At 37.3% G+C, this 21,864-nt stretch carries 21 protein-coding genes; 20 read left to right on the top strand and 1 reads right to left on the bottom strand.

Features of this window, described 5'->3' with window-relative positions:
• Positions 1 to 138 precede the first annotated feature (138 nt).
• From pfkA to AC1Q6O_RS12330, 3 genes are all read left to right on the top strand, one after another.
• Positions 139 to 1,098: a 6-phosphofructokinase gene (gene pfkA, locus AC1Q6O_RS12340; protein ID WP_008176840.1), complete on the top strand. Its 960-nt coding sequence runs from the start codon at positions 139 to 141 to the stop codon at positions 1,096 to 1,098.
• A 25-nt stretch (positions 1,099 to 1,123) separates the two neighbouring features.
• On the top strand, positions 1,124 to 2,884 hold the full coding sequence (gene pyk / locus AC1Q6O_RS12335; protein WP_008176842.1) for a pyruvate kinase: 1,761 nt from the start codon (positions 1,124 to 1,126) through the stop codon (positions 2,882 to 2,884).
• 226 nt (positions 2,885 to 3,110) lie between these two features.
• Entirely contained in the window at positions 3,111 to 3,500 is a 390-nt protein-coding gene (locus AC1Q6O_RS12330; RefSeq protein ID WP_008176844.1) for an FxsA family protein, read from the top strand.
• Here the strand turns inward: AC1Q6O_RS12330 and AC1Q6O_RS12325 are convergent.
• On the bottom strand, positions 3,484 to 4,449 hold the full coding sequence (locus AC1Q6O_RS12325) for an AI-2E family transporter (protein WP_089985702.1): 966 nt from the start codon (positions 4,447 to 4,449) through the stop codon (positions 3,484 to 3,486). The two genes, AC1Q6O_RS12330 and AC1Q6O_RS12325, sit on opposite strands and share 17 nt — an antisense overlap.
• A gap of 238 nt (positions 4,450 to 4,687) precedes the next feature.
• Between AC1Q6O_RS12325 and citZ the strand changes: the two genes are divergently transcribed.
• The 17 genes from citZ (at position 4,688) to nrdR (ending at position 21,863) form a co-directional block, all read left to right on the top strand.
• Entirely contained in the window at positions 4,688 to 5,803 is a 1,116-nt protein-coding gene (gene citZ, locus AC1Q6O_RS12320) for a citrate synthase (protein WP_025114482.1), read from the top strand.
• A 79-nt stretch (positions 5,804 to 5,882) separates the two neighbouring features.
• A complete protein-coding gene (icd, locus tag AC1Q6O_RS12315; protein WP_025114483.1) occupies positions 5,883 to 7,145 on the top strand; it encodes an NADP-dependent isocitrate dehydrogenase in 1,263 nt (420 codons plus the stop codon).
• A gap of 183 nt (positions 7,146 to 7,328) precedes the next feature.
• The gene (gene mdh / locus AC1Q6O_RS12310; RefSeq protein WP_492401369.1) at positions 7,329 to 8,267 is read left to right on the top strand and encodes a malate dehydrogenase; all 939 of its coding nucleotides are present in this window, start codon (positions 7,329 to 7,331) and stop codon (positions 8,265 to 8,267) included.
• Positions 8,268 to 8,552: 285 nt separating this feature from the next.
• The gene (locus AC1Q6O_RS12305) at positions 8,553 to 8,993 is read left to right on the top strand and encodes a MaoC/PaaZ C-terminal domain-containing protein (protein ID WP_008176852.1); all 441 of its coding nucleotides are present in this window, start codon (positions 8,553 to 8,555) and stop codon (positions 8,991 to 8,993) included.
• 53 nt (positions 8,994 to 9,046) lie between these two features.
• Complete coding sequence (locus tag AC1Q6O_RS12300) at positions 9,047 to 9,763, top strand: response regulator transcription factor (protein WP_008176854.1); 717 nt, start codon at positions 9,047 to 9,049, stop codon at positions 9,761 to 9,763.
• On the top strand, positions 9,760 to 11,292 hold the full coding sequence (pnpS, locus tag AC1Q6O_RS12295) for a two-component system histidine kinase PnpS (protein WP_089985705.1): 1,533 nt from the start codon (positions 9,760 to 9,762) through the stop codon (positions 11,290 to 11,292). Before AC1Q6O_RS12300 ends, pnpS begins: the two co-directional genes overlap by 4 nt.
• A gap of 381 nt (positions 11,293 to 11,673) precedes the next feature.
• Positions 11,674 to 12,042 (top strand): CidA/LrgA family holin-like protein, encoded by a 369-nt coding sequence (locus AC1Q6O_RS12290; protein WP_036119530.1) that lies wholly within the window; start codon positions 11,674 to 11,676, stop codon positions 12,040 to 12,042.
• A complete protein-coding gene (locus AC1Q6O_RS12285) occupies positions 12,039 to 12,752 on the top strand; it encodes an LrgB family protein (RefSeq protein WP_008176859.1) in 714 nt (237 codons plus the stop codon). Before AC1Q6O_RS12290 ends, AC1Q6O_RS12285 begins: the two co-directional genes overlap by 4 nt.
• A 99-nt stretch (positions 12,753 to 12,851) precedes the next feature.
• Positions 12,852 to 13,814, top strand: a complete 963-nt coding sequence (gene hflK / locus AC1Q6O_RS12280) for an FtsH protease activity modulator HflK (protein WP_036119524.1) — start codon at positions 12,852 to 12,854, stop codon at positions 13,812 to 13,814.
• Entirely contained in the window at positions 13,814 to 14,824 is a 1,011-nt protein-coding gene (gene hflC, locus AC1Q6O_RS12275; RefSeq protein ID WP_008176863.1) for a protease modulator HflC, read from the top strand. The genes hflK and hflC overlap by 1 nt, the downstream gene beginning before the upstream one ends.
• A gap of 185 nt (positions 14,825 to 15,009) precedes the next feature.
• Positions 15,010 to 15,426 (top strand): DNA polymerase I, encoded by a 417-nt coding sequence (locus tag AC1Q6O_RS12270; RefSeq protein WP_239354819.1) that lies wholly within the window; start codon positions 15,010 to 15,012, stop codon positions 15,424 to 15,426.
• Between the two features lie 250 nt (positions 15,427 to 15,676).
• Positions 15,677 to 15,805 (top strand): hypothetical protein, encoded by a 129-nt coding sequence (locus tag AC1Q6O_RS12265; RefSeq protein ID WP_258955931.1) that lies wholly within the window; start codon positions 15,677 to 15,679, stop codon positions 15,803 to 15,805.
• 57 nt (positions 15,806 to 15,862) lie between these two features.
• Positions 15,863 to 18,490 carry a DNA polymerase I gene (gene polA, locus AC1Q6O_RS12260; protein WP_492401363.1) on the top strand — a complete coding sequence of 876 codons (2,628 nt, stop codon included), beginning with the start codon at positions 15,863 to 15,865 and terminating at the stop codon, positions 18,488 to 18,490.
• Positions 18,491 to 18,502: 12 nt separating this feature from the next.
• A complete protein-coding gene (mutM, locus tag AC1Q6O_RS12255; protein ID WP_008176868.1) occupies positions 18,503 to 19,375 on the top strand; it encodes a bifunctional DNA-formamidopyrimidine glycosylase/DNA-(apurinic or apyrimidinic site) lyase in 873 nt (290 codons plus the stop codon).
• Between the two features lie 13 nt (positions 19,376 to 19,388).
• Positions 19,389 to 19,982 (top strand): dephospho-CoA kinase, encoded by a 594-nt coding sequence (coaE, locus tag AC1Q6O_RS12250; protein WP_089985710.1) that lies wholly within the window; start codon positions 19,389 to 19,391, stop codon positions 19,980 to 19,982.
• Positions 19,983 to 20,187: 205 nt separating this feature from the next.
• Positions 20,188 to 21,210, top strand: coding sequence for a glyceraldehyde-3-phosphate dehydrogenase (locus tag AC1Q6O_RS12245; protein ID WP_008176871.1), 1,023 nt, complete (start codon positions 20,188 to 20,190; stop codon positions 21,208 to 21,210).
• Positions 21,211 to 21,392: 182 nt separating this feature from the next.
• Positions 21,393 to 21,863, top strand: a complete 471-nt coding sequence (gene nrdR / locus AC1Q6O_RS12240) for a transcriptional regulator NrdR (RefSeq protein ID WP_008176873.1) — start codon at positions 21,393 to 21,395, stop codon at positions 21,861 to 21,863.
• The last annotated feature ends 1 nt before the right edge of the window (position 21,864 follow it).

The raw sequence follows: 21,864 nt of genomic DNA, 5'->3' as shown, positions 1-21,864 counted from the left end.
TTGGATGGAAAGAGTGTGTGAAAGCGCATTCTTTTCATTTTTTATGTAAAAGTTATGTTTTTGTAGCCTCAGAACCCTTACATAGTTTGTTTTTTCATGTTAATGTGAATAATAATAGTAACTGCAGGAGGTTCGACAATGAAAAAAATTGCTGTATTAACTAGTGGTGGAGATGCGCCTGGAATGAACGCAGCTATTCGAGCGGTTGTTCGTAAGGCAGCATTCCATGGAATTGATGTTGTCGGAATTAAACATGGTTATGAGGGCTTAGTAAAAGGTTATTTAGAAGAACTTGATCTAGGTTCGGTTGGTGGTATTATTCAGCGTGGTGGTACCCATTTAAATTCTGCGAGATGTCCAGAATTTAAAGAAGATGCCGTGCAACTACAAGGCATTGAAAATTTACGAGCTGCCGGAATTGAAGGACTTGTTGTCATTGGTGGCGATGGTTCTTATAGAGGGGCTATGGATTTAGTGAAAAAAGGCTTCCCTGCTGTAGGTGTACCAGGAACTATCGATAATGATGTTCCAGGAACAGAATATACGATAGGCTTTGATACGGCACTCAATACAGTAGTAGAATCCATCGATAAAATTCGTGACACAGCTACTTCTCATGAAAATTCTTTCATAGTTGAGGTTATGGGTCGTGATGCAGGAGATATTGCTTTATGGGCAGGACTTGCTGCCGGTGCTGAAACAGTCTTAATTCCAGAAGAGGATTATGACTTAGATGATATTGTGGCACGCTTAGATCGTGGTGCAGCACGTGGGAAGAAGCATAGTATCATTATTGTGGCAGAAGGCGTTATGTCTGGAAATGAACTAGCTAAGTTGATAAAAGAAAAGACTGGTAAAGAAACACGTGTTTCTGTGTTAGGTCATATTCAGCGTGGTGGTTCCCCAACTGCACGTGATCGCGTATTGGCAAGTCAGTTTGGCGCACATGCAGTGGAGTTACTAATGGAAGGCAAATATGGCCGAGCGGTAGGTATTCGCAATCATCAGGTTATCGATTATGATATGCCGGAGGCTTTTGAAAAAAATCATGAGGCAGATGTAAGTCTATACACACTTATGAAAGAACTATCAATATAATTTGTTATAAACGGAGTGGGCAAAAATGAGAAAAACAAAAATCGTATGTACAATTGGACCTGCAAGTGAGTCACCAGAAACATTAGAAAAATTAATTGAAGCAGGTATGAATGTAGCCCGCTTGAATTTTTCACATGGCTCTCATGAAGAGCATGCGGGACGAATTCATTTAATTCGTGAAGTGGCACAAAAGTTAAATAAACCAGTAGGAATTTTATTAGACACAAAAGGTCCTGAAATTCGTACGCATAACATGAAAAATGGTGAGCTTCATTTATCAGCTGGCCAAGTGATTGATATTTCAATGACTGAAGTAGAAGGTACGGAGACAAGCTTTTCTGTTACTTATGAGCAACTAGTAGAAGATGTTGAGCAAAACTCAATTATTTTACTTGATGATGGTCTGATCCAATTACGTGTACTAGCTACAGATGTTGAAAAAGGTTTAATTCATACGATTGTAGAAAATGCGGGCGTATTGAAAAATAAAAAAGGTGTCAACGTACCAGGTGTTTCTGTACAACTTCCAGGTATTACTGAAAAGGATGCTCAGGATATTTTATTTGGTATTGAACAAGGTGTAGATTTCATTGCTGCCTCATTCGTTCGTCGTGCAAAAGATGTGCTTGAAATTCGTGAGTTACTTGAGCAAAATGGCGGTGGGCATATCCAAATCATCCCGAAAATTGAAAACCAAGAGGGTGTCGATAATATCGATGAGATTATCCTTGTATCCGATGGATTGATGGTAGCACGTGGAGATCTAGGTGTTGAAATTCCAGCAGAAGAAGTACCTCTTGTACAAAAGAAGTTAATTCTAAAATGTAATCAAGTAGGAAAACCAGTTATTACGGCTACTCAAATGTTGGATTCTATGCAACGTAACCCACGTCCAACACGTGCAGAAGCAAGTGATGTAGCGAACGCCATCATTGATGGTACAGATGCAATCATGTTATCAGGAGAAACTGCTGCGGGTCTATATCCAGTGGAGTCAGTACAAACAATGAATAAAATTGCTCAACGTACTGAAAATTCATTAGATTATAAATCGATTGTTTCTACACGTAGTCGTGAAAAAGAAGCCAATATGACAGAAGCTATTTCACAAGCAGTCGCTTATACATCCATTAATTTAGGTGTCAAAGCCGTATTAGCCCCAACAGAAAGTGGAAATACAGCTAGAATGATTGCCAAATACCGACCTGGTGTACCTATTGTTGCAGTAACAGGCTCAACAAATACGGCTCAAACATTAACATTAGTGTGGGGTGTACACCCAATTGTTTGCCAACGTGTGACAACTACAGATGAGATTTTAGAATTAGCTGTAGATGAAAGCTTGAAACACGGTTTTGTCACACATGGTGATGCTGTTGTAATTACAGCAGGTGTGCCAGTTGGTGAAGCGGGTACTACAAACCTAATGAAAGTACACATTATTGGCGATTTACTAGCTCGTGGGCAAGGGATTGGCAAGGCATCGGTTGTAGGTAAAACAGTTATTGCTAAAAATGCGGCTGAGGCACTTGCTTATGATACGGAAGGAAGTATACTTGTAACAGTTGGTTCAGACCGTGAAATGATGCCAGCAATAGAAAATTGCATTGGGCTAATTACTGAAGAAGGTGGACTAACTAGTCATGCTGCAGTAGTTGGACTAAGTCTTGGTATTCCAGTAATTGTTGGCGTAAAAGAAGCAACAACATTATTACGCCATGGTCAAGAAATTACGATGGACGCTGAAACAGGCGTTATCTATAAAGGACATGCTAGCGTTCTTTAATTATAAACAAAAAGCTCTAGTGCGATTTGTTGTACTAGAGCTTTTAATAAGGGTTGTACAAATTAACTATATTTCGTGCTATATGGAAAGCTACTTTTTATATCTCCATCAAAAAAGATAAGTGATTTGGTATTATTTGATGGGAGGCATTCATTTTTTTTATGAAACTAAATGGGCTATAATAACGTATAAAAGGTATACCTTTTCAAGTAGAAAGGAGAAAAATATGCGAAAAATTTTTCTTGGTTTCATTGTCTACGCATTAGCCGAATTGGCGTTATTAATAGTTATTGGACAAAACATTGGTGTTTTAAGTACATTATTACTCATTATTGCCACTAGTGTACTTGGGGTTTATGTAATGAAGAATAAAGGTATGAATTCTGTCCAAAATGTAAAAAATACATTAGCACGTGGAGAGGCTCCGGGATCTGCGTTGGTTGATACATTATTAACTTTTAGTGGTGGACTGCTTTTAGCATTACCAGGCTTTATGACAGATCTTATTGGCTTACTACTGCTTTTGCCTTTTTCACGAAAAATGTTCCAACCGGTTGTCTATTATTGGATGCGTAAAAAAATGAAAAAAGGTCAATTTATTATCGTTCAAAGATAGAGTTTTCTTTTAGCTTAACCGCTAAAAATAAAAAGATCGGGCTAAGTAATATTCCATAAAAGCCAAATAATAGAATAGAGGCGGCGCTGATGAAAAATGTATGGAATGTACGTAATTGAAGCGTGTTGGACCAAAGCATTGATTCAGCTAGCTGCCTTGTTAATTGTACAAATAAATACAACAGTAAAATGGCTACACATAAAAATGTATTTCCATTGAAATAAAAATAAATACTCATCGGCACAAGAAATACACCGATACCGAAAAATGGCAGGACATCTGCGAAAGCTACAATAAAAGCTTTAATAATAGCTTGTTCAAATTGAAGGATCATAAAGCCTCCACAAAGAATAAGTAAGGTTATTGTAAATAATTGAAATTCCACATATAAAAAATAATGAAAAAGTTGCATGATTTTCGCGAAATGTGATTGCCATTCTTGACGATATTTCTTTGGCACATATTGAAAAAACCAATAGCGTGATTTACGCGTTTCTAGGAGAGCGAAATAATAAGCTACCAAGAAAATGAATACCTCAATGACATGTTTCATTAATAATTGGAAAAGATCAGCTGTATATATGATGATCGAATCAAAAATAGAAAGTGATTTCTCCTTTAAAACTTGTATAAACATCGATTCATATTCACTGAAAAGTGGGAAGTTTTGTAATGTATTACGAATCTCCGGAAAGATGACAATCACACTATTGATGGATATGACGACAAGCAAAAAAATACAAGTTAAAATCAATACCTCCACAATTATTGCTGCTATCCAATAGGCGATCCTGCAATATTTATGCAAGAAATTTATGACAGGGTACGTCGAAAATGACAAAAAAATCGCAAGTGATACTGGTAATACAAACCAAAGTATGACTAAGTAAAAAATAAAAAGTAAAATACTTGTGGTTCTTTCGTATGAAAAATACTTTAAATTCCTCATTTTAACAAATTCACCTCAAATCATAATGTCAAAAAATACAATAAAATCTCTTTAGGACAAATATATAGTCGTTCGGACGTCTTTTTCTTTATTTAGAGGATTTTCATTCACAAAGCTGTCAAAAATGATTATAATAGCAATGTAAGCGATTTACTTAATGGTTCATATGAGCAAAAACCGTAAATGCAAGAAAAAAACGCATTTACAACAAAATATAAATATGAGGGAGCGATAATTTATGTCAGCAACTAAAGGATTAGAAGGTATCGTAGCAGCGGAATCTAAAATCAGTTCAATTATCGATGACACACTTACATATGTTGGTTACAACATTGATGATTTAGCACAAAATGCGTCATTTGAAGAGGTAATTTACTTGTTATGGCATACTCGTTTACCAAAAGCGGACGAGCTAGCTGAGTTAAAACAACAATTGGCAGACAATATGTCAATTCCGCAAGCGATTGTCGACCAATTCAAAACATACCCACTTTCAACTGTACATCCAATGGCTGCACTACGTACTGCAGTATCTCTACTTGGTGTATTCGATGAAGAAGCGGATGTTATGGACCCAGAAGCAAACTACCGTAAAGCAATTCGTCTTCAAGCTAAAATTGCTACAGTAGTAACTGCATTTGCACGTGTTCGTAAAGGTTTAGAACCAGTTTCACCAAAACCTGAACTAGGATATGCGGCAAACTTCTTATACATGCTTAAAGGCGAAGAGCCAGCAGATATTGAAATTGAAGCATTCGACAAAGCACTAGTATTGCATGCTGACCATGAGTTAAATGCATCTACATTCACTGCACGTGTATGTGTAGCTACATTATCAGACGTTTATTCTGGTGTAACTGCAGCAATCGGCGCTTTAAAAGGGCCACTTCATGGTGGAGCAAATGAGCAAGTTATGAAGATGTTAACTGAAATTGGCTCACTTGAAAATGTTGAATCTTACATTCAAAATAAATTAGACAACAAAGAAAAAATCATGGGCTTCGGTCACCGCGTATATCGCAAAGGCGACCCTCGTGCACCACATTTACGCGTAATGTCTAAAAAATTAACTGAACTAACTGGTAAACCAGAGCTTTATGAAATGTCAGTTAAAATCCATGACATGATCGTTGAACAAAAGAAATTACCAGCTAACGTAGATTTCTTCTCTGCGTCAGTGTATGATTCTTTAGGTATTGATCATGACCTGTTCACACCAATTTTCGCAGTATCACGTACTTCAGGTTGGGTGGCACATATCCTTGAGCAATATGCAAATAACCGCCTAATCCGTCCACGTGCTGAGTATGTTGGACCAGGCATGCAAAAATATGTTCCAATCAGCGAGCGCTAATTTGGAAAATATGCTAGAATGTTTGGGACTGTGTTATCACTAACACAGTCCTATGATTATGAATTTAGGAGGCAACAGAATGTCAAACAAAATTGTAGTTGAAAATGGCGTACTTAATGTACCAAATAATCCAGTAATTCCTTTCATCGAAGGTGATGGAATTGGTCCAGATATCTGGGCAGCAGCATCACGCGTAATCGACGCAGCAGTAGAAAAAGCTTATAACGGTGAAAAGAAAATTGAATGGTTAGAAGTTTTAGCTGGTGAAAAAGCATTTAACCAAACTGGTGAATGGTTACCACAAGAAACTTTAGACAAAATTAATGAATACTTAATTGCAATCAAAGGTCCTCTTACTACACCAATCGGTGGTGGTATCCGCTCTCTTAACGTAGCATTACGTCAACAACTTGACTTATATGTATGCTTACGCCCAGTACGTCACTTTGATGGAGTGCCTTCTCCAGTTAAACGCCCAGAAGACGTTGATATGGTTATCTTCCGTGAGAACACAGAAGACATCTACGCTGGTATTGAATTCGAATCTGGTTCAGAACAAGCTCAAAAAATCATCAACTTCCTACAATCTGAATTTGGTGTAAATCAAATCCGTTTCCCAGAAACTTCTGGTATCGGTGTTAAACCTGTATCTAAAGAAGGTACTGAGCGTTTAGTACGTTCTGCTATCGAATACGCAATTAAACATAAACGCCCATCTGTTACTTTAGTTCATAAAGGTAACATCATGAAATTCACTGAAGGTGGATTCAAAAAATGGGGTTATGAATTAGCAGAAAAAGAATTTGCTGATCAAACTTTCACTTGGAACCAATACGATGCAATCAAAGCTGAACAAGGTGAAGAAGCAGCAAACAAAGCTCAATCTGATGCTTTAGCAGCTGGTAAAATCTTAGTAAAAGATTCTATCGCTGATATCTTCTTACAACAAATCTTAACTCGTCCAACTGAGTTCGATGTAGTAGCTACAATGAACTTAAATGGTGACTATATTTCTGATGCACTTGCTGCACAAGTTGGTGGTATCGGTATCGCTCCAGGAGCTAACATTAACTATGTTACTGGACATGCGATCTTCGAAGCTACTCATGGTACAGCTCCAAAATATGCTGGTTTAGATAAAGTAAACCCATCTTCAGTATTACTTTCAGGTGTATTAATGCTTGAACACTTAGGATGGCAAGAAGCTGCTGACATGATCACTAAATCTGTTGAGAATACAATTTCTTCTAAAGTTGTAACTTATGACTTCGCTCGTTTAATGGACGGCGCTACAGAAGTGAAATGTTCAGAATTCGCTAATGAGTTAATCAAAAACTTATAATTTTCTATTCTGATATAGAAATTTTCACGTGAAAGTATACTTTTATATGCTGATATAATTAGGGTAAAAGTGAATTTTCGTTAAATAAAATATTTACGATGAACTTGTTTAATCGAGGGAGTGAGATGTATTTCTCCTCCCTCTTTTAAAATATATAACCCCATTTTAAAGGAGCGTATTCAAATGTCTCTGAAACGAAATAAATTATCAGTAATCGGTGGAGGATTTACAGGTGCTACCGCAGCTTTTTTAGCAGCTCAGAAAGAACTTGGTGACGTTGTATTAGTAGATATCCCACAAGCAGAAAATCCTACAAAGGGAAAAGCTCTAGATATGTGGGAGGCAGCGCCAATACAAGGCTTTGATGCTTATGTAAAAGGTACATCAAATTATGCAGATACAGCTAATTCTGACGTAGTCATTATTACAGCTGGGGTAGCCCGTAAACCAGGTATGAGTCGTGATGATCTTGTACAAATCAACCAGGGCGTCATGAAAACAGTGTCCAAAGAGATTGCCGCACATTCACCAAATGCCACAATTATCGTCCTTACTAATCCAGTTGATGCCATGACCTACACAGTTTATAAGGAAACTGGTTTCCCAAAAAATCGTGTTATCGGTCAATCTGGTGTTCTTGATACGGCGCGCTTCTGTGCATTTGTTGCAGAAGAGTTGAATGTCTCAGTAAAAGATATTACTGGTTTTGTATTAGGTGGTCATGGAGATACGATGGTGCCTTTAACACGTTATTCATTTGCAGGTGGTATTCCATTAGAAACATTAATCCCTGCTGAACGTCTAGAAGCTATCGTTGATCGCACTCGTAATGGGGGTGCTGAAATCGTTAACTTACTTGGAAACGGTTCAGCCTACTATGCACCTGCTGCAGCATTGATTGAAATGGCTGAAGCTATTATTAAAGATCAAAAGCGTATTCTACCATCTATTGCTTATTTAGAAGGTGAATATGGCTATAGCGATTTATATCTGGGTGTTCCTACATTACTTGGCGAAAATGGTATTGAAAAAATCTTTGAGCTTGAGTTAACAGACAAAGAAAAAGCAGCTTTAGACCAATCGGCAGATGCAGTACGCAACGTAATGAAAATTTTAGTGTAGATTAACGATGTCCGACTCAAGGTGCTTTTCGCCAGAGTCTTTAGGGCAGCATGTCGATCTCTCTCTATTTCAGCTATCGAAAAAATATATAAGCAATGTCTCTATATCTGAAGTTTCAATATCAGTACATGAGTATTTGCTGAATTAAGAAAACGAGTAGGTAACTCCTGCTCGTTTTTTTGTGCATAAGTGTGATAGGGTTAAGGTACTTCGGCTTTTCGTTGTACTTTTGGCATAAAATTGATACTATGAATGTAGTATGATAGAAAAGGGGTTGGCGTATCTTTGCTTCAAAAAAATAGTAAACTTGGTCTGACAATCGATGAAATTACAGTTGGCGAAAAGATCCATATAACTGAAAAGATTGAGGATAGAGATCTGTTGCTGTATTTAGGGCTCACGAATGATAGTAATCCACTTTATATTCAACATGATTATGCGGCGATGACACCTTTTGAAAAACCGATTGTCCCGACCATCATGTTAAATGGTATTATTACATCAGCTGTGTCAAAGTATATTCCAGGACCGGGTGCACGAATTATTGAGCAACATTTAAAATATTTAGGGCCTCTCTATCATTATGAATTGTTTGATACGCTTTTAGAGGTAACAGCAGTCAATAAATATGAAAATACGATTACGGTGTCTGTACACTCTTATAATGAGCAAAAGCAGCTTGTGATTGAAGGTATGTTGTTGGTGACACCACCACTTGCATTATAGACGTCTTGAGGTTTGAAATGGGGGTTTCAAATCACTAACGGAGGCATTATATTATGACAAAAACGATATTAGTTATTGAAGATGAATTTTCAATCGCAACATTATTGAAATATAATTTAGAACAGGCTGGCTATTTAGTGGAAACAGCTGCAGATGGACAAGAAGGTCTGGAAAAAGCAATTGAGATACAGCCTAATTTAATTCTGTTAGATTTGATGCTACCTAAACTAGATGGTATGGAAGTATGCAAACAAATACGTCAGCAGCGTATGAATACGCCTATAATAATGTTAACAGCAAAAGATGACGAATTTGATAAAGTACTTGGTCTAGAATTAGGCGCAGATGATTATATGACTAAACCCTTTAGTCCACGGGAAGTACTGGCACGCGTTAAGGCAGTTTTAAGACGTTTTACTCAAAATGTTGTATCAGATGAGAAAGATGAGCCGCAAGAGAAAATGTTTGAGTTTGGACAATTGCGTGTATTTCCAGAACGCTTTGAAGTCTTTTTACAAGATGAGGCACTGGAGTTTACGCCAAAGGAATTTGAATTACTCATTTACTTACTTGAAAATAAAAATCGTGTATTAACACGCGATCAGCTATTAAGTGCTGTATGGAAATATGATTTTGCTGGCGATACTCGAATTGTGGATGTTCATATTAGCCACCTTCGCGATAAAATTGAGGAAAATAGCCGTAAGCCAATGTTTATTAAAACAATCAGGGGGCTTGGCTATAAATTTGAGGAGCCGAAAACGTCATGAAATCAATGAGCAACCGCTTATTTTTGACATTCATGCTTTTACTTGGAACGATATTAGCTGTCCTAATGATTGTTATAGGTCAGCTTTTTCCTGTTTATATTAAGCAATACAATGAGGATGCAAATACTCATAAACAAGCATCAATGACTCAAGTAATAGATGAACGCAAGCTCCAGCTTTCAGAGGAAGATCAAGAAGCATTATTTGCATCACAGAGCTTAGATCTAGAAGATTCTTTGACCTTTGTACGTGCCAGACTCTATATCATATTGGCCATCCTCTTCACGATTACCCTGATTTTAATCGGGATTGTCAGTCGCTATATGATACGGAATTTTACAGCACCAATCGATAATGTTACGGAAACGGCTCTTGAACTTGCAAAGGGGAACTATCGTGCACGTGCCCAGGAAAATGAATATGAACGCATGATTCCATTAAGTCATTCCATTAATATTTTGGCTCGTAATCTCCAGGATATTACGACTGTTCGTGAAGTAGAGGAAGAGAGGCTGAAAACGTTAATCGAAAATATGGGTAGCTCTCTCATGATGATTGGGCGTGAAGGCAATATTTCTATTGTGAATCGCGTATTTTTAGAACGTTTTGGGATGCAGATTGATGAAGTTCAGGGAAAGGTATTCCGGACAATTGGCTTACCAAAATCATTAGAGCAGTTTATCGATCACGTATTTCTTACAGAGATGCCTTATCGACAGCAAATTAAAATGGAGATAAAGCAGGAGCTCTATAATAAAGAAGTATATGGAGCACCTGTTATTGGGGACCATGGACGATGGCTAGGCGTTGTTATTGTTATGCATGATATAACGGAGCTTGTCCGTTTAGAGCAAATTCGCAAAGATTTTGTTGCCAATGTATCCCATGAATTGCGAACACCTATTACCTCTATTAAAGGTTTTTCTGAAACCTTATTGGATGGAGCCTATAAAGACGAAAAAATGTTAATATCTTTCTTGGAAATTATTTATAAAGAGAGTAATCGTCTTCAAATGCTCATTCAGGATTTGTTAGAGCTTTCTAAAATTGAACAACATGGCTTCACGGTCAACATTATGCCAATGGGCTTGCAGGATGTGCTGATTCGTGGAGCAGAGCTAACAGCGCCACGATTAGATGAAAAAAATATGAGCTTCCAAGTGGATATTGACCGTGACGTACAAGTAATGGGTGATGCCAATCGTATTATTCAGATCGTGACGAATTTAATTACCAATGCAATCACCTATTCTCCAGAAAATACAACAGTGTCTATTCGTTTAAAGGAAAATGAAACACATGGTATTATTGAAATTGAAGATCAAGGAATTGGAATTGAAAAGCATGAAATAGCCCGAGTCTTTGAGCGCTTTTATCGTGTTGATCGCGCACGAAGCCGGAATTCAGGTGGAACAGGCTTAGGCTTAGCAATTGTCAAGCATCTTGTAGAGGCCCATCATGGACGTATTCAAGTAGAAAGTGAAGTGGGCGTAGGGACAATAATGATTGTGATGATTCCGAAAAATTAACAAATACTTTACATGAACAAAATGTTACATTCATATTTGGGAACTATACTTATAACTAGAAACCCCCTTATATGATTGTTAAGACTATAAACTAAAAAATCGCGCTCATCAATTTATTTGGTGATGACAGATTTTTTAATAACTGTTTTATTTTCTCCACAGAAGAATCTATTGTCTAATTATTAGGCACTAGATTCTTTTTCTGTTTTACAGAGAGGATAAATAGGTGTAAAGTATAGTAGCATAAAAGTTTAACATCAATCTGTAGTAGATAGTTTGTCAAACTAAAGCTTGAACAGTCAGTGAAATCATAACTTCTTTTCATTTGAATCGTGTTTTTCTGACTGTTGAAGCAGAGAAAAAAATGAGAGAAGGATGACCATGAAAATCGTCAAAAGTATCGTGCAAATCGGCTTTCTTTATTTCCTATTATTGATTGGGAATAGTATTGCACGCCTACTTCACTTGCCGATTCCAGGGAGCATAATAGGACTCGTTCTATTATTTTTACTTTTACAGTTTCATATTATTAAGCTTGAATGGATTGAGCTAGGGGCAGCATTATTACTAAGTGAACTCTTACTTTTCTTCATTCCATCTGCCATTGGTGTCATCGATTATGATGCATTATTCGGTGTGCAAGGCATGAAGGTTGTGTTGGTCATTGTTGGAAGTGCGATTATTGTGATGTTTGTAACGGGCTACACAGCACAATGGCTAGGGCGTCGAAAGAAGGGTGATGCAGTATGAGTTTATGGATAGCTGGTAGTAGCTTACTTGGAACAATTATTATTTTTTATATTTGTAAAATAATCTATAAGAAATATAAAAAGGAATGGCTGACACCTATGCTGGTGACGCCGATCGTTATTATTATCTTACTATTACTAACAGGTATACCGTATACAACTTATAATGCAGGAGCTAGTGTTTTAACGAATTTACTAGGACCAGCAACGGTTGCTTTTGCGGTTCCTATCTATAAAAATGTCAATTTATTAAAAAAACATGCCTTCGAAATCTTTATAAGTATTGCGGTTGGCTCCACAGTCGCCATTATTTCATCTTTTATAATGGCCTTAGTAGTAGGGTTAAACAATGAGCTTGTGCATAGTTTAGTGCCACGTTCAGTGACAACACCTATTGCAATGGACATTTCAAATATGATTGGAGGCTCTCCTACTTTAACAGCTGTCTTTGTTATGACGACAGGCATTTTAGGAAGCCTATTAGCACCTATTGTTATTAAAATATGTCGATTCCACAACCCATCGTCTAGAGGATTAATGTTAGGAATGGGCGCGCATGGGGCAGGTACATCTAGAGCATTTGAATTTGGTGAACTAGAGGGTACATTTGCCAGCTTAGCAATGATTGTTGCTGCTTTAATTAGCATTGTATTAACCACAACCATTTTCCCAGTCTTTGAACATCTAGTTATTAATATCCTGTTACCATAAAAGGTAGCAGGATTTTTTTATGCTAAATTCACTATATTTTGAAACTTTTTATAAAACTCTTCCGTAAACAATAGTAATCAATAAAAGGGAGGAACAGACATGAGTGTGAAAAGGACACTAATGATGGTTGGACTTGGGATTTTTGGAGTTATTGCACTTATTACCGTATTTACATCTTGGTACACAGTAGATGAATCAGAACAAGCGGTTGTCATTACATTTGGCCGTGCCGATGAAATGGTTACAAACCCAGGACTTCATTTTAAATTACCTTGGCCAGTTCAATCAGTTGAAATTTTATCGAAAGAAACGTTCAGTTTACAGTTTGGCTATAAGCAAAATAAGGCAGGAGAGCTAGAAGCCTATGATGCTGAGACAAAGATGATTACAGGAGATGAATATATTGTATTAACTGATCTTGTTGTACAATGGAAAATTACCGACCCTCGTAAATTTTTATTTAACGCACAAAGCCCCGAAGAAATTTTACATAGCGCCACATCAAGCGCCATTCGTTCAATTATTGGTAGCTCTACCATTGATGCAGCATTAACAGATGGGAAGGCTGAAATTGAAGCAAAAACACGTGATTTACTAGTGTCCTTAATCGAAAAATATGATATTGGTATTGGCGTATTAGGTGTGAAATTACAAGACGTTGAATTACCAAACAAGGAAGTGCGTGCTGCCTTCACAGCAGTAACGGATGCACGTGAAACAAAGAATACAAAAACGAATGAAGCACAAAAGTATATGAATCAGCGTAAAAGTGAAGCTGAAGGTGAAAAAGATGCTATTATTTCCAAGGCACAAGGTGCAAAAACAGCACGTATCGAGCAAGCTCAAGGTGATGTAGCTGTCTTTAATAAGATGTATGAGCAATATAAAGGAAATCAACAAATTACACGAGAGCGATTAATTCTAGAAACACTTGAAAACGTCTTACCGAAGGCGCAAATATACATTATGAATGATGATGGCAGTACGATGAAGTACTTACCACTACAGCCATTACAGCCTCAGCAGGCACAATCAGATAAAAAAGAAGGGAGCAGTAATTAATGGACCAAAAAAATAAGGACCTTGACAAATTCCTCAATTTTTTATCAGGAAAAAGCAAAAAAGCGGCTCCAACAGACAGTGATTCGGGAGACAATGTCGTGAAAATGGCGAAAAAAGGCCCGCTCAACCCTAAAAAATATCTGTCTATTGTCATCACATTAACAGTTGTTTTTGCTACAGCTATCATTATTTTTGCGAATGTTTATATTGTAAAGGAATCTGAATATGCCGTGGTTCGCCAGTTTGGAGAAGTAGTGAAATTTGAACGAGATCCAGGCTTAAAAATGAAAATACCTTTTATTCAAAGTGTTACACGATTACCAAAAAATCAGATGACCTATAATATTTCAGAAGAAGAAATTAATACAAAGGATAAAAAAAGAATTATCATCGATAACTATGCTGTTTGGCGTATTACAGATCCAAAAGCTTTAATATCGAATGCAGGTACACTTAGCAAGGCAGAGACTCGAATGGAGGAGTTTATTTACTCCGTCATAAGAACAGAGCTTGGCCAACTGCGATACGATGAAATTATTAATGATGAAAAATCTTCACGAGGAAGCATCAATGATCGTGTAACAGAGCGAGTTAATGAACTGTTACAAAACGACAAGTATGGTGTAGAAGTAGTGGATGTACGTATTCGTCGTACAGACTTACCGGCAGAAAATGAACAGTCTGTATTTACCCGCATGATTTCAGAGCGTGAATCAACGGCTCAATTATATCTTTCTGAAGGGGATGCAGATAAACGACGTATCGAAGCCCAAACGGATCAACAAGTGCAGGAAATGTTAGCTACAGCGAATAAGGAGGCATCCATTATTCAAGCTGAGGGAGAAGCGGAAGCTGCGAAAATATACAATAAATCATTCTCTCAAGATCCTGAATTTTACTCTTTATACCGTACGTTAGAATCCTATAAGAAAACGGTTGGAGAGGATACGGTCATTATTTTGCCAGCATCATCACCTTATGCAAAAATTTTATCTGGTTATTTAAAATAATAGATAGCAAAGTCGTCTTTCCTATTAGGAAGGCGACTTTTTGGTTACTATGAAAATTATAAATATCCCTACAATTGACTTGTTATATTGTGAAAATAATAGAAACATACAAATTTCTATTCCCCAACAGCCTATAATTTGATAGAATGATAATGTTTAAAAAAGAACTGTTGGGGGTAATAGCTGTGAAATTGCGAATTAGCACTTGGCTCCAAAATGTAGGAATTGCTTGTAGTATAGCATCGTTATTGACTCTGTTCTTCCGCCTATCTGATTTTGCATGGATGACAAAGAGTGTTTATCATATACCTGTATTTTTTGTAAGTATCTTTTTAGTTAGTATTATTATTGCAAATGATGTAAGAAATCTGTTTAAAAAGTTGTTTTGGTATGAAAAACGTAAGGTCAAGCGTCCTATTTGGCAAGTCGGTATTGGCTTCATTTTCTTTTTAGCGCAAATTAGTGCTGTAATGGTATTTAGTAAAGAGTTAACACAGCCACAACTGGGTGGAATGCCATTATTTTTAGTATTTGCCTTTATGAATGCCTTTATTTTAACGATTATATATGAAGAAATTTTTCATCGAACAGCCAATCAATAATATCTATAATAGAACTTTCATTCACTGGGACTTTATCCGCGAATGGGAGTTTTTTTACGTTTTTATGCGTTGAATACGAGGAATCCTTTACTATTGAGGCGAACAAGTTGCTATTACATTAAATGAAGCAATAATATACACTGATCCTGTGACAGGAGAAACCTCATTACCTGCTGCTATGGATTTTCACAATAAAGGGCTCACATTCGCTATAGGTTGAAATGCAGGAGTGATGGATAGCATGTTATAAGTGACGGATAAAACAAAGAAAGTGACGGATAGCGAGCCAAAAGTGACGGATAAAACCGAGAGAGTGACGGATAGCGAGTCAAAAGTAGCGGATAACCTTAGGGAGGACCCGTCTGCTTTTTTTACTTGAAATGTATTGTTATGATAAAGTAGAAGGAAGTAGAAGACAACGCAGGAGGATAATATTATGACAAAGGAAAAATTACTATTATTGGACGGTAATAGTTTAGCATATCGCGCGTTTTTTGCGTTGCCATTGTTGACGAATGATAGTGGAATTCATACTAATGCTGTGTACGGATTTACAACGATGCTACAAAGAATATTAGAGGAAGAGCAACCAACGCAAATTTTAGTGGCTTTTGATGCTGGAAAAACAACTTTCCGCCATGAAACCTTTACAGAATATAAAGGTGGACGACAAAAGACGCCACCAGAATTATCGGAGCAATTCCCTTATATACGCAAGCTAATTGATGCCTATGGAATTAAGCAATATGAACAAGACCTATATGAAGCGGATGATATTATTGGGACGCTGGCAAAAGAGGCTTCATCACAGGATATGGATGTTATCATCGTATCTGGAGACCGCGATTTAACACAGCTTGCGACAGAGCAAGTTACGGTTTATATTACGAAAAAAGGGATTACGGAAATTGAGAGAAATACGCCAGCCTTTATTGCAGAAAAATACGGTTTAACGCCCTTACAAATTATTGATATGAAGGGCTTAATGGGGGATTCTTCAGATAATATTCCTGGTGTGCCAGGTGTTGGCGAAAAGACGGCTGTCAAACTATTAAAAGAGCATGGCTCCGTTGAGGCACTTTACGAGGCGATGGATACATTGAAAGCTTCTAAGATGAAAGAAAAGCTGGTAGCCAATGAAGAGCAGGCTAAGATGAGTAAGAAGCTGGCAACGATTTTTACAGATGCCCCAATTACCATTTCATTAACTGATCTCGCGTACCATGGACCGAATGAAGAAGAATTGATCAATGTATGGCGTGAGCTCGGCTTTAAATCATTGCTCGAGAAAAGTGATTTTACTGTGCAGGAGCAAGAGCAAACACCTTTTGATTTTGAACAAATTCAAGAAGTTCGACAAGAAGACTTACAAGATGTGATGGCTGTGCATGTTGAGCTAGAGAATGAACATTACCACACTTGTGCGCTACTTGGAATTGCCTTATCTGATGGGACCAAGACTCAATACATTCCTTTTGATATTGCGGCAAAATCAGATATATTACGTTGCTGGTTAGAGGACTCCTCAAAAATAAAATACATGTCTGATTCCAAAGCGTCTCAAGCAGCATTAAAACGAGCAGGTATTCAATTAGCTGGCGTTGATTTTGATTTAGTGCTTGCTTCGTATATTAATAATCCTGGACTTAGTGGGGATGATGTTGCCACTCTTGCAAGGGAGCTTGGGTATTATGATGTACAAGCAGATGAAACGGTCTATGGCAAGGGGGCTAAACGTGCTATACCTGAAATAGATAAGCTTGCACAGCATGTTAGCCGAAAAGCTTATGCTGTCTGGTCATTACAGCCGAAGCTAGAGGCATTATTAAAGGAAAATGAACAATTTGATCTTTATAAAGACTTGGAATTGCCACTGGCAGCCATTTTAGGTGAGATGGAAAGTGAAGGCATTACCGTTAACCGTGCTACGCTAGAAAAAATGGGCCAAGAGCTTAATGAAAAGCTTGTCGTGCTTGAACAAGAAATTTATGCGGAGGCAGGAGAAACGTTTAATATTAATTCACCAAAACAATTAGGTGTTATTTTATTCGATAAATTAGGTTTACCTGTTATTAAAAAAACGAAGACGGGCTATTCAACGGCTGCTGATGTATTAGAGAAGTTAAAATCTGAGCATGCCATTATTGAATATATTCTGTTATATCGTCAGCTTGGTAAATTACAGTCTACTTATATTGAAGGGTTGCTAAAGGAAATCCATGAAAAGGATAGCAAGGTGCATACTCGTTTCCAACAAGCTTTAACTGCTACAGGACGACTAAGCTCAACAGATCCAAATTTACAAAACATCCCTATCCGTTTAGAGGAGGGACGTAAAATCCGTCAAGCATTTGTCCCTTCAAATGAGAATTGGATACTGTTTTCAGCGGACTATTCGCAAATCGAATTACGTGTACTCGCACATATGTCGGAGGATAAAAACCTTGTAGAGGCCTTCCGTGAAGGGATGGACGTTCATACACGAACAGCGATGGACGTATTCCATGTATCCGAAGATGAAGTTGATAGTAATATGCGTCGTGCAGCGAAGGCTGTTAACTTTGGGATTGTTTATGGTATCAGTGATTATGGTCTATCACAAAATTTAGATATTACCCGTAAGGAAGCGGCAACTTTTATTGATAAATATTTCGCTAGTTTCCCAGGTGTTAAACAGTATATGGATGATATTGTGCAAAATGCGAAGTTCAATGGCTATGTTACAACAATTTTAAATAGACGTCGTTATTTACCAGATATTACGAGCTTAAACTTTAATTTAAGAAGCTTTGCTGAGCGTACGGCGATGAATACCCCGATTCAGGGAAGTGCTGCGGATATTATTAAAAAAGCGATGATTGATATGGATGCTCGACTAAAAAAGGAAAATATGCAGGCAAAGCTACTTTTACAAGTGCATGATGAGTTGATTTTTGAAGCACCTAAGGAAGAGATTGCGTTGCTAGAAAAAATTGTGCCAGAGGTAATGGAAAATGCAATCGAGCTCTCCGTACCGCTAAAAGTAGATTTTAACCATGGTTCGACATGGTATGAAGCAAAATAAGGAGGGGTTCAAATGCCTGAATTACCAGAGGTAGAAGGTGTCGTCCAGGCATTGAAGCCAAAGGTTGAAGGACGTACAATTCAACATGTACAGCTATCTGAAAGGGTACACTTTTCTTTTAGTGAGGGGAAACAATGTATTGTTAAGCAAGCAGAGCCTGATGCATTTGAATTAACGTTGTCTGAAATGACGATTACAAAAATTGAACGACGTGCAAAATATATTTTCTTTCACTTATTCAAAGATGAGGTTCCTTATGTACTTGTTAGTCACTTAGGAATGACAGGTGCATGGTTTGTTGTGAATTCACCAGAAGACATCGATGAAGCAAAATTCCAAAAGCATATACATGCCACCTTTAAGATGGCTGATGGTGGTTACTTAATTTATTCAGATATACGACGCTTTGGTGAACTACGATTTCTGGCAAAAATTGAAGATCATGTACCATTAACAAAAATGGCGCCAGAGCCGTTTGATGAATTAGCGTGTGATTTTTTTATAACAAAATCAACATTACCAAAATATGAGAATAAGGCCGTAAAAGAAGTGATTATGGATGGGCAAGTCGTTTCGGGCTGTGGCAATATTTATGCAACAGAGGCGCTGTTTGCTCAAAAAATTCATCCTGCTCGAAAAATGAACCGTATTAGTGAGAAGCGTAAACGAGCATTATTTGAGGAGATCGTTGCTGTTTTGCGTCAAAGTATTGAAGCAGGTGGTTCTACCATCTCTGATTATCGAAATATTAATGGGGAAGCTGGGAGCATGCAGAATCGTTTGAAAATGTATGGGAAAAAGATATGCCCAGCATGTGAAACGGCAACAAGTCAAATGACGATTGGTGGGCGAACATCGGTTTTTTGCCCAAATTGTCAACATTAAAGGGGATTTAACAATGATTATCGGACTTACAGGAAGTATTGCAAGCGGAAAAAGTACAGTAGCAAAAATGATGCTCGAACTAGGATTACCGATTGTTGATGCAGATATTGTAGCGCGAGATGTCGTCGAGCCAGGAACAGAGACACTGGCATTTATTGCAGAAAACTTTGGTCAAGATATTTTACTAGAGGATGGCAATTTAAATCGGACAATGCTCGGAGATATTATTTTTCATGAGCCTGCCAAACGCAAAATTTTAAATGATATTATGCATCCGGCCATTAGAAAGGAAATGCTACGACAACGTGATGCCTATTTAGAGGATGGCCATGAGCATGTTGTCATGGATATTCCCCTGTTATTTGAAAGTAAGCTTCAGCATTTTGTAGAGCGTATCATTGTAGTGTCGGTAAGTGAAGAGGTTCAGCTTCGACGCTTAATGGAACGCAATCATTTATCAAAAGAGGATGCCTTAGCACGCATGCACTCACAGTTGCCTATGTCTGTCAAAGAAAAGGGAGCTCATGCGGTCATTTATAATAATGAGAATCTGGAAAATACAGAGGAACAACTAAAGAAAATTCTAGCTTTCTGGGGTGTAATTTAAAGTGTTTCAAGCTAAAAATGTGTAGCAAGTAAATCTTGCTACACATTTTTTTTATGGGCAAATGCCATAATAAAAGATAATTTTTCAGAAAATAAGAACTTTTATAATATGACTATTTAATGTTCATCTTTTTTAAAATTGTGTTATACTAATCACCATAAAGTATATAATTAATCTGAGTATGTACTCACAGGAGGATTTTTAAATGACAGTATCAATTGCTATTAATGGTTTCGGACGTATCGGACGTATGGTTTTCCGCCAAGCGATCGTACAAGAAAATTTAAATATTGTTGCTATTAACGCTAGCTATCCAGCAGAAACGTTAGCACATTTGATTAAGTATGACACAAATCACGGAACATTTGAAGGTACAGTAGAACCAGCAGGCGATGCTTTAGTTGTAAATGGTAAACGTGTTCAAATTATTAGCGAACGAGATCCATTAAAATTACCTTGGGCTACAATGGGTGTTGATATCGTTATCGAAGCTACAGGTAAATTTAATGAGCGTGATAAAGCAGCAATGCACTTAGAAGCTGGCGCGAAAAAAGTTATCTTAACAGCACCTGGTAAAAACGAAGATGTAACAATTGTTTTAGGTGTGAATGATGACAAACTTGATATTGCTAAACATGATGTAATTTCAAACGCTTCTTGTACAACAAACTGCTTAGCACCAGTTGCAAAAGTATTAAATGATACATTTGGTATTGAAAATGGTTTAATGACAACTGTTCATGCTTATACAAACGATCAAAAGAACTTAGATAATCCACATAAAGATTTACGTCGTGCACGTGGGTGTGCACAATCAATTATTCCTACATCTACAGGCGCTGCCAAAGCATTAAAATTAGTTTTACCTGAGTTAGAAGGTAAAATTCATGGTATGGCACTTCGCGTTCCAACACCAAATGTTTCTTTAGTTGACCTTGTAGTAGATTTAAATACAGATGTAACAGTTGATGCTGTTAATGCAGCATTTGTAAAAGCTGCAACAGAAGGTCCAATGAAAGGCATTTTAAATTTCTCAGTTGAGCCACTAGTATCTTCTGATTACAACACAACGACTTACTCATCAACAGTTGATGGACTTTCCACAATGGTATTAGGTAACCGTAAAGTAAAAGTACTTGCTTGGTATGACAATGAGTGGGGTTACTCTGCACGCGTTGTTGACCTAGTGAAAAAAGTGGCTAATGCATTAGAAACGGTAAACGCATAATATTTTCATTTTGAGCACATTGAAATCTAACTGGTTTCAATGTGCTTTTTTTAAAAAACTTTCCTTGTACTTTAGGTGCATTAGGTTTATCATGAGCTCACTACGTGAATGCACTTTTCTTATATGTAGGAAATTTGTTATAATAGAAATATTAAATTGTTGTAAACCAGGAGAGTAATTATATGAGATGTCCATCTTGCCAATTTAACGGAACGCGTGTTGTGGATTCGAGGCCAGTAGATGATAATAAAGAAATTCGTAGACGTCGTGAATGTGAGTCATGTGGCTTCCGTTTTACAACGTTTGAAAAAATTGAAGAGACCCCATTAGTTGTAGTGAAAAAAGAAGGTTCACGAGAGGAATTTAGCCGTGAAAAGGTACTTCGTGGACTTATTCGTGCCTGTGAGAAACGCCCAGTTGCGCTTGATATACTGGAGCAACTTGTCCTATCGATTGAAAAAGATCTTCGTCGTATTGGAAATTCAGAAGTACGCTCAGAAGATGTCGGTGAATTGGTAATGGATCGCTTAGCCAAAATTGATGAGGTGGCTTATGTCCGTTTTGCATCGGTCTACCGACAGTTTAAGGATATCAATGTCTTTATTGAGGAGATTAAAGATATTATTCAACGTCAAACGGAGCAGAAATCATAGA

The sequence above is a fragment of the Lysinibacillus sp. GW823-FHT06C08 genome, from assembly GCF_058795135.1.
Note: the sequence above shows the minus strand (reverse complement) of the source record. Positions and strands in the feature narration are given on the sequence as shown.

Excerpts from the sequence above, each read along its gene's own strand:
- AC1Q6O_RS12290 (WP_036119530.1), top strand. The coding sequence starts at position 11,674 with ATGAAAATCGTCAAAAGTATCGTGCAAATCGGCTTTCTTTATTTCCTA.
- mdh (WP_492401369.1), top strand. The coding sequence starts at position 7,329 with ATGTCTCTGAAACGAAATAAATTATCAGTAATCGGTGGAGGATTTACA.
- AC1Q6O_RS12285 (WP_008176859.1), top strand. The coding sequence starts at position 12,039 with ATGAGTTTATGGATAGCTGGTAGTAGCTTACTTGGAACAATTATTATT.
- pfkA (WP_008176840.1), top strand. The coding sequence starts at position 139 with ATGAAAAAAATTGCTGTATTAACTAGTGGTGGAGATGCGCCTGGAATG.
- pnpS (WP_089985705.1), top strand. The coding sequence starts at position 9,760 with ATGAAATCAATGAGCAACCGCTTATTTTTGACATTCATGCTTTTACTT.
- polA (WP_492401363.1), top strand. The coding sequence starts at position 15,863 with ATGACAAAGGAAAAATTACTATTATTGGACGGTAATAGTTTAGCATAT.
- hflK (WP_036119524.1), top strand. The coding sequence starts at position 12,852 with ATGAGTGTGAAAAGGACACTAATGATGGTTGGACTTGGGATTTTTGGA.
- hflC (WP_008176863.1), top strand. The coding sequence starts at position 13,814 with ATGGACCAAAAAAATAAGGACCTTGACAAATTCCTCAATTTTTTATCA.
- citZ (WP_025114482.1), top strand. The coding sequence starts at position 4,688 with ATGTCAGCAACTAAAGGATTAGAAGGTATCGTAGCAGCGGAATCTAAA.
- AC1Q6O_RS12330 (WP_008176844.1), top strand. The coding sequence starts at position 3,111 with ATGCGAAAAATTTTTCTTGGTTTCATTGTCTACGCATTAGCCGAATTG.
- AC1Q6O_RS12300 (WP_008176854.1), top strand. The coding sequence starts at position 9,047 with ATGACAAAAACGATATTAGTTATTGAAGATGAATTTTCAATCGCAACA.
- nrdR (WP_008176873.1), top strand. The coding sequence starts at position 21,393 with ATGAGATGTCCATCTTGCCAATTTAACGGAACGCGTGTTGTGGATTCG.
- coaE (WP_089985710.1), top strand. The coding sequence starts at position 19,389 with ATGATTATCGGACTTACAGGAAGTATTGCAAGCGGAAAAAGTACAGTA.
- pyk (WP_008176842.1), top strand. The coding sequence starts at position 1,124 with ATGAGAAAAACAAAAATCGTATGTACAATTGGACCTGCAAGTGAGTCA.
- AC1Q6O_RS12325 (WP_089985702.1), bottom strand. The coding sequence starts at position 4,449 with ATGAGGAATTTAAAGTATTTTTCATACGAAAGAACCACAAGTATTTTA.
- icd (WP_025114483.1), top strand. The coding sequence starts at position 5,883 with ATGTCAAACAAAATTGTAGTTGAAAATGGCGTACTTAATGTACCAAAT.
- mutM (WP_008176868.1), top strand. The coding sequence starts at position 18,503 with ATGCCTGAATTACCAGAGGTAGAAGGTGTCGTCCAGGCATTGAAGCCA.
- AC1Q6O_RS12245 (WP_008176871.1), top strand. The coding sequence starts at position 20,188 with ATGACAGTATCAATTGCTATTAATGGTTTCGGACGTATCGGACGTATG.